The 9,919-nt window shown below is 57.8% G+C and carries 12 protein-coding genes; 5 read left to right on the top strand and 7 right to left on the bottom strand.

Going from position 1 to position 9,919, the window contains the following annotated elements; translation table 11 throughout:
- Positions 1 to 905 precede the first annotated feature (905 nt).
- The 3 genes from ACWGS9_RS33180 to ACWGS9_RS33170 all read left to right on the top strand — a co-directional run bounded on the left by ACWGS9_RS33180 (position 906) and on the right by ACWGS9_RS33170 (position 3,659).
- Complete coding sequence (locus tag ACWGS9_RS33180) at positions 906 to 1,742, top strand: phytanoyl-CoA dioxygenase family protein (protein ID WP_454509195.1); 837 nt, start codon at positions 906 to 908, stop codon at positions 1,740 to 1,742.
- Between the two features lie 26 nt (positions 1,743 to 1,768).
- A complete protein-coding gene (locus tag ACWGS9_RS33175) occupies positions 1,769 to 2,011 on the top strand; it encodes a hypothetical protein (protein ID WP_454509194.1) in 243 nt (80 codons plus the stop codon).
- Between the two features lie 454 nt (positions 2,012 to 2,465).
- On the top strand, positions 2,466 to 3,659 hold the full coding sequence (locus ACWGS9_RS33170; protein WP_454509193.1) for an MFS transporter: 1,194 nt from the start codon (positions 2,466 to 2,468) through the stop codon (positions 3,657 to 3,659).
- A 419-nt stretch (positions 3,660 to 4,078) separates the two neighbouring features.
- On the opposite strand, the gene ACWGS9_RS33165 is transcribed toward ACWGS9_RS33170, so the two are convergent.
- From ACWGS9_RS33165 to ACWGS9_RS33150, 4 genes are read right to left on the bottom strand one after another with little or no spacing between them, the layout of a single operon-like run.
- On the bottom strand, positions 4,079 to 5,341 hold the full coding sequence (locus ACWGS9_RS33165; RefSeq protein ID WP_454509192.1) for an ATP-binding protein: 1,263 nt from the start codon (positions 5,339 to 5,341) through the stop codon (positions 4,079 to 4,081).
- Positions 5,338 to 5,895: a putative pterin-binding protein gene (locus ACWGS9_RS33160; RefSeq protein WP_454509191.1), complete on the bottom strand. Its 558-nt coding sequence runs from the start codon at positions 5,893 to 5,895 to the stop codon at positions 5,338 to 5,340. Before ACWGS9_RS33160 ends, ACWGS9_RS33165 begins: the two co-directional genes overlap by 4 nt.
- Positions 5,885 to 6,589, bottom strand: coding sequence for an FkbM family methyltransferase (locus tag ACWGS9_RS33155; RefSeq protein ID WP_454509190.1), 705 nt, complete (start codon positions 6,587 to 6,589; stop codon positions 5,885 to 5,887). The genes ACWGS9_RS33160 and ACWGS9_RS33155 overlap by 11 nt, the downstream gene beginning before the upstream one ends.
- Before the next feature lie 4 nt (positions 6,590 to 6,593).
- Positions 6,594 to 7,223 (bottom strand): response regulator, encoded by a 630-nt coding sequence (locus ACWGS9_RS33150; protein WP_454509189.1) that lies wholly within the window; start codon positions 7,221 to 7,223, stop codon positions 6,594 to 6,596.
- 165 nt (positions 7,224 to 7,388) lie between these two features.
- Between ACWGS9_RS33150 and ACWGS9_RS33145 the strand changes: the two genes are divergently transcribed.
- Complete coding sequence (locus tag ACWGS9_RS33145) at positions 7,389 to 7,736, top strand: hypothetical protein (RefSeq protein WP_454509188.1); 348 nt, start codon at positions 7,389 to 7,391, stop codon at positions 7,734 to 7,736.
- Here ACWGS9_RS33145 and ACWGS9_RS33140 read toward each other — a convergent pair.
- From ACWGS9_RS33140 to ACWGS9_RS33130, 3 genes are read right to left on the bottom strand one after another with little or no spacing between them, the layout of a single operon-like run.
- The gene (locus tag ACWGS9_RS33140; protein ID WP_454509187.1) at positions 7,733 to 7,897 is read right to left on the bottom strand and encodes a hypothetical protein; all 165 of its coding nucleotides are present in this window, start codon (positions 7,895 to 7,897) and stop codon (positions 7,733 to 7,735) included. The genes ACWGS9_RS33145 and ACWGS9_RS33140 overlap by 4 nt on opposite strands.
- Positions 7,894 to 8,445: a thermonuclease family protein gene (locus ACWGS9_RS33135; protein ID WP_454509186.1), complete on the bottom strand. Its 552-nt coding sequence runs from the start codon at positions 8,443 to 8,445 to the stop codon at positions 7,894 to 7,896. Before ACWGS9_RS33135 ends, ACWGS9_RS33140 begins: the two co-directional genes overlap by 4 nt.
- A complete protein-coding gene (locus tag ACWGS9_RS33130; RefSeq protein WP_454509185.1) occupies positions 8,432 to 9,073 on the bottom strand; it encodes a hypothetical protein in 642 nt (213 codons plus the stop codon). Before ACWGS9_RS33130 ends, ACWGS9_RS33135 begins: the two co-directional genes overlap by 14 nt.
- 67 nt (positions 9,074 to 9,140) lie before the next feature.
- Here ACWGS9_RS33130 and ACWGS9_RS33125 point away from each other — a divergent pair, with 67 nt between their 5' ends.
- The gene (locus tag ACWGS9_RS33125; RefSeq protein ID WP_454509184.1) at positions 9,141 to 9,815 is read left to right on the top strand and encodes a lytic transglycosylase domain-containing protein; all 675 of its coding nucleotides are present in this window, start codon (positions 9,141 to 9,143) and stop codon (positions 9,813 to 9,815) included.
- The last annotated feature ends 104 nt before the right edge of the window (positions 9,816 to 9,919 follow it).

Genomic DNA, 9,919 nt, shown 5'->3' with positions numbered 1-9,919 from the left:
TCGAGGCGGCGCGAGCTTTTGCCAGCTCACCGACAAGCGAGGTACCGCAAAATGGCGGCCATAACCATCGAAAAAATAGATGCTGGGTACCTCCCGGCCAATTCTCAAGCGCTCAATGAAAGCAATTCGTTTGCCAACTGTCTCAAACCAATCCCGAGGCGTGGTCGCCGGTGAGGCCTATGCAGCGACCCAGGTGTCGTCCGAAACTCGGAAGCTTCTGAACAAAATTCAGGGCCAGCAAATAGTGGTATTTGGTGCCTTGTTACTACCGCCTCTGGTGCTTCACATCCGCCAGTACTTACATAGGTCATCATGAACACTGCTATGGTGTCAGCTCCAATAGCACCGCAGAAAATGGAGGGCGCTCCGCTGCCAGCGGTCCCAATGACAGGCAACCACCCGCCGCATGTCCAAGACGTGTTTGACCATGATCGCACGGCGATGCGGAACCTATTCAAGGCCAGGGAGCCGGTGGACTGGATAAGTGTCCATCATTCTCCGGGATTCCCGGCAGGTCGTGCAGCCGACGCCGAATTCATGAGGCGTCGCCTTCTTGTAGGCCCGGATCCGCAGCGAGTAGTTATGTCCTACTTGATCCAAGCTATCCTGACAGTTCATTGCGACGTTGATCGAAGTGTCGTTGCTGCCGATGAGGTCCGCCAGCACGGCACCCCTGCTGAGATTGCACCGATCACGTCAGGCGATCGACTGTCTGTTGGAAATGGTCAGCCCGGCCCCCTGAACACGAAGTTGCAAGAAATCCATTACTCGCTCGTCACCGGGAAGGACCGGAACCGCCCCCAACGGAGAACAGCGGTCTCTTGACTGACTGCGAGCCAACCACCGGACAGTCTGCTCAACCCGACAGGCTGGACGCAGCTTTTTTAACTCAAGGAGAACCAACGATGCCTAAACTGCTAAGTGAGGAACAAGTCGAACAATACCGGCGCGACGGCTATGTTTGCCCAATCCGCGCATTGACCACGGAGGAGGCGGAGGACTTCCGCACCCGAATGGACGCCCTCGAAGCCAGCGAACCGGATCTCTGGTCTCGTTCGAAAATCAAGCCGCATCTGATGATGACGTGGTTCAACGAACTGATCCGACATCCGAAGGTCCTAGACGCAGTCGAAGATGTCCTGGGCCCGGACATTCTTGCCTGGGCAACCGGTCACTTTGATAAAAAGCCGCGCGCTCCGGGTTTTGTCTCATGGCATCAAGATGCAACCTACTGGGGTCTGTCCGAGCCAACAGTCGTCACAGCTTGGGTTGCACTGACGCCGAGCCGACGTGAAAATGGCTGCATGCGGGTAATACCTGGCTCGCATAAAGTCGGCCAACTCCCGCATCGTGATACTGTCAACAAGGATAACCTGCTCAGCCGCGGCCAAGACGTCGAAGTGGATGTGAATGAGGAAGACGCGGTTGATCTCGCGCTTCAGCCCGGCGAAATCTCACTGCACCATACAATGCTAATTCACGGTTCGGAACCCAACCACTCCGACATGCGCCGGCTCGGTATCGCGATACGCTACGTTGCCGCGCATGTTAAGCAAACCGCAGGTTTCAAGGATAGTGCCACGCTTGTACGCGGTACCGACAAGCACGGCAATTTCCTCGCCGAGCCGCGGCCGACCAAGGACTTCGACCCCCCCGTAGTCGCATTCTATGAAGATGTCGTCGCAGAGTTTCGCCGGCGGAAAGAGGCGATCGCTGCTCAGGCCAACAGCGCAAACGGCTGATCCAGTTCGTGGGCCAGAACACGTCAATGATCTGGCCCAAAATCGCGACGTCCTCTATAGGCGAGGCCTATCCGGCGCTGGTGAGCTTTATCGGCGCACCGATCAATACTGCTCTTATTGTCGAGCACCGGGGGATCCGTTGTACCTGGCAGCGTCAGCGCGCGTCGGACTTCTCCCGATCACAAGCGAAAACCAAGGCGGTTGAGTCAGAACGTCGCCGGCGCGAGGAACAGCCCGGTTGCGCCAGCAGTCTTCTGCGACCGGGCTGATAGCAGCAATTTGGCAGAAGCCATGACATCGTCGGACATCGGACAGCGCGGGCTGGTTGAATGGCGCGAAGAAATTCCGCTTGCCGGACGGACGAATTCCTTCCCGAATTCGTTTGAGAACGCCTGGAAATCGACACTACTGCCGGGTTTGTCACGTGAGCGACAAGAATCGTTAGCACCGCTCCCTCGACGCGCATCCATCTAAGTCGCTGAAAACTAACTAGAAAGATTTCTTCCGACGCTTTTGTGCGCAGTTGGCACAACTTTTGAAAATTCCCTTGGAGCGCAGCCACAGGAGCTGCCGACCGACATTCATGCCGCGGACAACATGGGGATTGATTGAGGGGATGAGAGGACATGTTAGGTCGCGTCGGATCCACATATCGGAAAAGAAGCAGCACCTGCTAAACCGAGGCGGCATCCGTACCATCATTGCGGTCGTGGATTTCGGATAATGAGGCGCCACGATGCTTCCCAAGCGGCGAACAAGCTTGCAAGGGACAGTCCGTCCGAACGAACGTTTTTTCTCACAGTCCTGCTGTCTTCCACCATACTCGTCAGCGTCAGCGACGGTCTCGTCATGGTTACGATTCCTCTGGCTCTGTGGAAGACTGTGAATTCGGTGCCGGAAATAGGTTTCGTGCTCGGGGCTTATTCAGCGGGCTTTTTCCTCGGGTGCATTCTTCTGCCGCGACTTGTCGCGCAGCTGGGGCACGTCCGATCCGCGATTTTGTGTTTGCTCCTTCTTATCACGATCACGTCAGGCTTTTCCCTGATTGAGCCATCAGCTTTATCGTGGTCGATTATCAGAGGAGTTGGAGGCTGCTCTACAGCGGGGCTCTACATCATCTTGGAAAGTCTGGCCGCCGACAATCTCGGGCGTTCCCGCCAAGCCTCGACGATAGCGGCCTACGCAACCCTGCGAAAAATCGGCTTTATTTCCGGACAGTTGATCGGCGCCGGCCTGCTGCTGGGTCAGGATCATAACTTTTCTGTCGCTATTGCCGTCTATGCCTTAGGAGCGATGCCTCTGGCTTTTGCCGCCCGGTCTGAGCCGCCCTTGCCGGATCATGGTGCTGTTCCTTCGGTGACTGTCATAAGACGGTCCTCGACCGGTATGATTGGGGCATTTATCGCAGGGACGACAGGCGGTTCGGTGCTTTCGCTCCTCCCCATCTGGGGCTTAGCGGCCAACTACTCGTCGGCAGAAGCGACCTTCTTCGCGGTCGCGTTTCAAATCGGAGGGGTTGCGCTCCAGCCGGTCGGTGGGTTCGTCTCCGAGCGGCTCAGGAACAGGACGTTTACCCGCCTACTCGCTCTCGTCATTGCAGCCGCTTCGGTGACGCTTTTCTTTGAAACCGAGGCCCTCGCATTTCTTGCTGTTGCAACATTGGTCGCGATCCTCGGGGGCTGCAACTCAGTACTTTACAGTCTCGCGCTTGGGCAAGCGACAAGCGTCGTCAAGCGGAGTGAAATTCTCGCGGTCGCTGGAAACGTCATGATCGTCTGGTCAGCTGGCGCATTGGTAGGCGCTCTAGCCGGCTCCCTCACGCTCGACATCGTTGGCCCGAATGGTTTATTTGCCTACGTCTTCGGTTGGGCTATACTTCTTATGCTAAGTTCGATCGCGCGAAAAGAACAGTTTTAGGGCGGCATACCCGGCGCGGCCCCTCTTTAGGCGATCCTTTTCTGGGTAGCCTATAACGGTACGCCGCATTGGGGCGTGAACGTCATTTGGCTGTTACAGTCATGCGCCCCGCCGGTAAAGCGCGAGTCGCCGCCCTCATCTCTCACATTAGGGATTTATGGCCATCACCCTCAGGCAATCTCTCTCCGATTAGATCGACAAGAGCTTTGATTGCCTCGCGTTGAAAGGCGGGGCAGTGAAGCGGAAGCTCCGCAAGCCCGCGCTGTCGCACATATGAACGCGGGTAGCAGCGGCGCCTATGACTTCTATCTGGATTAGCACCAGGTCTCCGAGCAATGGGGCCATTCCCGTCACGCCCGGACGGCCGAGGCGATCGGTTCCATAGGACCCCAATTGCACCGAGATGCCGTCGCCGATGACTACAAAGCCAATCGGCAGGTACGGATTGGGATGTGGACCCTTACGACAGTGCCCGCCCCGGGTTTGCTGTCGATGAAAAGCCTCCCATTAAGTGTGGAGACCATCTGAGAACAGCCGGTGAGGCCGAGGCCGACGTGATTTCCGGCCCGGGTCGAAAAGAAGGGCGTTTTTGCCTTGCGCAGGATTTCTGGCGTCATCCCGACGCCGTTGTCTGCGACCTCAAGGAACAGAGCGTCGCGGCGAAAAATAGGCCGGTGCACGACGGACGCTTTTACGAGAACCCTCGGCCTGTCGGTGTTTTCGACGGCAGTGAGAGCGTTCTGCACGAGCTCGCCCAGGACCAGTTGAAACTGGGTTGCCGGCACCGCTTGTGTTCCCGCCTCGGAATTGACCGAAAGCTGTACGATCCCGTCCCGATCCTTGAGATCCAGCAGAAGTTTGGCGAGCGGCAGGACATGCGGATCTCGTTGCGAAAAGGCGATCTTGAGCAAGCCGTCATTGATGGATTCGAGCTCATGCGCCGCGCCGCGCGCTGCCTTTAACATCTCTTCCCGCGGTGGGTGCTCAAAACCGCTATTCTCCAGAAACAGCCGCAAAGCCGTCACGCGGGAGCGCGTCATATGGGCGAACAGCGACGCAAATGAGCGCATGTGTTGATCGCGACGGCTGACGAAAGCGTGGCGCTGATGGATGATGAGATAAAAGATCGCGACCAACCCCAGGGCAATCGCGAACATGAACCAGTTGCGGGATGCCGCTATATCAATTTGAGCAGTTTCCCGGAGCGTTGTGCTATGATCAACGGTGGCGCTCGAGATCTCGTACATGTCCTGTTCAAGGTCGGTCATGTGGTCGAGAGCCTGCGCATAATTCGAGCCAGCTTCGATTATCGGCGCGACGTTTTGCTCGATCGTCCGGCGTACGTTTTCCAGGAGTTCGATGTCTTTTTGCGGGAAAAAACGTTGCAGATACGGCAGCGCTAAAAGCTGCGCGATGTTGACACTCACGAGAGCCATTTGCCGGTTGATGTCAGGATCCAGATTGCCGGCTTCGTCGGCGAGACGGACATAGCCATGGACCCTTACAAGCCGCTCGCGCACCTGGGTCGCACGCCATTGGATCTCGTAGGTCTGGTTGAGGATTTCGTCCGTCTCCTGCCTGTAGCGGTCTGACCGGATGAACGCCCATGTGCTGAGGACGAGGGCGAGTGCCAGCCCAAGGTAGGGCAAGGCGGTGAAAAAGCGGCTGGTGCCGAATTTCATTGTTCAGCGCGCAGCACCACCGGGAAGAAGACCCAGATGGCATTCCGGGCCGGGACATAGGAGGTGGGCAGGCGATCGAAGGGCCAGACCACGAAGATCGGACCTTTCTCGATCATGCTGATGGGGCGGAACTGCTGATCGCCTTTGCAGCGTCCTTGGCTTCGATCATCCTTTGTACATTGACGCTCGACCGCCAGGATCGGCGCATATGACTGAATCTCGTCCATGCGCAGTTCGGAAACGAAGTCGTCGTAGGCGACCACCTTGACTTTAGGGGTGTGGGTAAGCCCGGTTTTGGCCCATATGTCCTTAAGCAGCGGCCCCCGATAGACGATCTTCTCGTCTTCTTTCGTCCAGGGCGTGCGCGTATCATAGGTCTGTTGCGGAAATTCGGTCTTCAACTGCTCGACGGTAAGCGTTTGGACGGCCTTGCCCGATACATCTTCGAGCGTGAGTGTGTCAGGATCTGCGAAGGTGCCCTTGCCGGCCGTCGGGCCGGCGATAGCCATGGCGGCTGTGAAGGCAAGACAGAGAGCAAGTGTATTACGCCGCATCTGGTTCAACCTCTTCATATTCGCGTGGGCCGTCGTCTTTGGCGAAAAGCACGCAGTGTCCACGGGAGCCGCGAGGATCATAGGCATAGCCTTTTAACGCCAGTGCCTGGGTAATATCGCGGATTCCGTCCAATCCATACAAATGATCATGCAGTTCCAGAAAGACGCGCTCGATGCCTGGGAGTTTGGCGTGCTGCAGGAGTTCCTTTTCGGCACCTTCTATGTCCATTACAAGGACGTTGACGCCGTGCTCGACAATGAATTCGTCGATGTTGGTCGAGACAATCGTGATTTCCCGCTCGTAAGGCCCCTGATCTTTATCCATCGAGGACATCCAGAGGTCTTTGCGGACATAAAAAGTGAATGGGCGGGGCGGGCCGGCTGCAAGAATGCCTTTCAATAGCACCACGTTGTCCAGATCGTTGGCGTCGACGACGCGTTTAGCAAGGGCCGCCGAGGACGGATTTGCTTCGAAGGCCCACACCTGAACGTCCGGGATCTGGGCGATAAGCGATGTGATGATGCCAATGCCGGAGCCGAGTTCCAGAACACGATCACCGGGCTTCACCGCCTTGGATATCCACTTGGCTTCCTTGGCCTCGTAGGTCTCATTGTCAAGAGCCTGCCAGATAACAGGCGAGACGTCATCGGGGCGCAACGGTACCTTGATCCCATGGACGGTCATCAATGACATCTCGTTACAGACCCCGCGGTAGCCTGTGTCCGTTCTTCATCAGTTTCGCACGCGCCTGTTTGTAGTATTTCTCAGCGGAGGTGGGATCGATGCCGAGGCGACCTGCCATTACCTCGTAAAACTGCGTACGCGTCATGCCTGGCTCGCGGCGGGTCATCATGTCGATAATTTCCTGTTCTCTGGGCGTCAGGATGGAATACCGAACGTCAGGTACAGTCATCGCAACGCGCGAAAGCCGAACTGCAAATCCGTTGATTGAAATGTCGTCCAGCACGTCACTGAACACGCCGGGCTCCAGCCCGGTCTTGCCGAGATAGCCGGCCGCACCGATTCGACGAAAACTTTCCGCCTCGGAATGGTTGTCAGACCCGGTTACAACGATATGGATCGCGCTTGGTGAGGCTTCTATGATTGTGCCGACGACCGCCACGCGATCAGCGTCCAGCGTCGGGTCGAAGCCGGGAAGTCCCGGATCAATGACCACCAGGTCGAAATCCGCGCTCTGAAGCTCACGGGCAGCGATTTCCAGCGTTTCAGCGCCAAGCACGACGCAATTTCCGAGACTCGCCCGAATCTGGTCCATAAGAGCCAGCCGCATCAAATTCTGGTCTTCGATGACGAGCGCGCGAAACACCTCGAGGAAGTCCTTACTGAGAGGAGGTCCTTACTGTTTACTTGGCGGCTAGGCTTTCATCTTTCGCAAGGGAAAAATAGGGATGCGATCATCCCTTTTTTCCTCGGTGGGGGTGGGTATCAGTCTTTGGCAATGCGGGAGGAGCCGTGGACTCGGAGCAGGTCGATGCCGATTCAATTGGTGTGCAGCAGCAATGGCGGGGCACGAGAGGCTGATGGAGTCGTGGATCTGATCGCGGCGCACCGCCATGCCATGGCAGAGGTCGAGAGTCTCGGGAACCGTTTGATGCACGCCGAAGAGACCGAGGCGGCGCTGATCGGGCCACGGCTTGACGCCGTGATGGCGAACGAGGCGATTGTGCGACGGCAGGCAGCGATGGCGCCGGTTGCCGATGTTTGCGAGCTGAAAATCAAAGCCATATATTTCGAGCGGCTCATGAACAACGGTTGGTGCGACGTGGACGTGGACGACCTGCATGAACTGCTGCGATCTTTCGTCGACTTGCCGACCTAAGAAAAGACGGCAGAAAACCAAGATGAGAGCGCATTCCAGGCGGCATAGGCCAAGGCCGGCACCACGATGATCGCGATGAATGCGACCGCGCCGGGTATAGCCCCGTCCGTGCGGCCCTCGACAGGGTAGTAGTAGCGGCTCGATTCCTCTTCGTGGTTCATTGCTTGGGCTCCCTCGGCCGTTTCAGCAGAAGTTCAATGGGATGTTGAAACTTCATCGCCCAAAGACCATCAGCTTTCATCTTCGCGTTGAGCTCAGCCACCAGATAGTTGGCGCTGACGGCGTTTCCTTTCGCGTCGGTGGCGGCGAACGCGTAGCCAGCCGCGATGAGGGCGGTCCCCACGTCGATCGTGTTGCCGTCGAGTTTCGCTCCACAGACGACAAACGTCGCTTTGTCCAGCGCCAAGGCAATAGGCTGGCAAGTCACGGCCGCTGTCGAATACAAAGCCGCCAGGTGGGCGAGCGAGACGTTGCCGCAATCGAGCTCTTTGCCATTCGCATCCAGGGCGATCGTGCCCCGCAAGCATGATTGGACGCCATAAAGCCGGTAGAGCTTGCCATGGTCGCGCCACGTATCTCCGGTCAACAGTTCGACGCTTTTCGACACGAGGAAGGGAGTGCCTGTCGCGTTCGGGGGAGCGACGCCTTCGGCGCTTGCGGCGTGAGCGCACGTGAGTGCGATGAGCGCGGCGAGGCTAGTTCGCTTCATCGGTCTGAAACTGCTTGCCGAGATCGGAGGCATGTTCGAGATCCGGTCGCAGGGACCTGCCGTCCTTGTTGCGGCCGATCGCAGCCATGTCAAAGAAGACCATGGAATCGTCGTCATAGGAGACCAAATAGGGGTCGTTGGCATTCCCGGCCCCGACGAGCGCAAAGCACGAAACCGCGTCCGGAACGCCGGATTGGCTTTTCAGGACCAGCGTCTTGCACAAGACGACGGATGCGCGGGCGTTATAGACAGCCTCGTCGTAGTCTTGCGCGGCCTTCGTGCAATCCCACTCCTCAGCCTTGTAGGTGATTTTGGGCTTCGGGCAGGCCACGAGGCCACGCAGCCTGTAGGTGACGCCGTTGATGACGCGTTCCGTCGCGGACTTGATTTGCACCGGCTCTGTCAGCGGCGTCACCTCGCGCTGATAAAGGCCCCCGCCGGCATCGTATCGCTCGTAGACGAAGATCTTTCCGCCAGGTTTGGCGAACTTCTGCAGATACGCGGTCGAGGGCTGCTCGAACGGATGCGACTCGTTCGTGCCCAGATCGGCGGCGCACACAACGGTGCTTTGCAGCAACAAAACCGCGAGGAAGGGAAACTGCTTCATCGGAAAATTGGCCTCGACCACGCTTGTCGTATTGACACTTTACTTTGGCACCATGTACCCATAGTAAAATGTCAAAATCGGCAATGCAATGAAAAACCGGATCGCCCTTGCGGTGTTGCTGTGTGGCGTCATGGCGTCATTCGGCGCACATGCGGATGCCACGACCTCGAAGCGCATTGCGGCGTTTCAAGCGCCGGCCGGCGCAGCGATTTCGACCGTTTCGAATGCCAGCCGCGGTTCGGTGGATGGCGGCTCGTGTGCGCCGACGGACCGCGGGCGGGCCGCGGCCTTGGTGCGGCAGATCGCCGAGGAAGAAGGCTTCGATCCCGATCTAACCGAGGCGGTTGCCTGGGCAGAAAGCGATATGGGCGGCAATCAAGGACCGTCTCGGACGGGCGCTCTCGGCATCATGCAGCTGATGCCGGCCACGGCGTCGCGTCTTGGTGTGGCCGACAGATGCGACGCGAAAGCCAATATCCGCGGGGGCGTCCGCTATCTGAAAGCGCTTTATGACGAGTTCCATGATCCGCTGTTGATGTTGGCGGCCTACAATGCAGGCGAGCAGACCGTTTACAAAGCCAACGGCATTCCGGTGAACGACGAAACCACGAAATACGTGGTGAAAGTGCTCAATCGCTGGAAGCTCGGCAAGCTGATCAAGGGCGCCATTCCCAACCACGTTGACGATAGTCACGCAGCCGCGACCGGCGCGGTCGATGGCGCCGCCTGGCAAGATGGTCACGTCATGGATTTTGGCAACTGAAAAGGAGTGAGACGAGGATGAATTATAAAAAGGCGGGCAAATTCGCCCTGCAGTTTATAGCCGCTGCGGCGATCGGCATGGCGCTCGCGCCGGCAAGCGCATAC

Source organism: Mesorhizobium sp. Arg314 (assembly GCF_053714275.1).
Note: the sequence above shows the minus strand (reverse complement) of the source record. Positions and strands in the feature narration are given on the sequence as shown.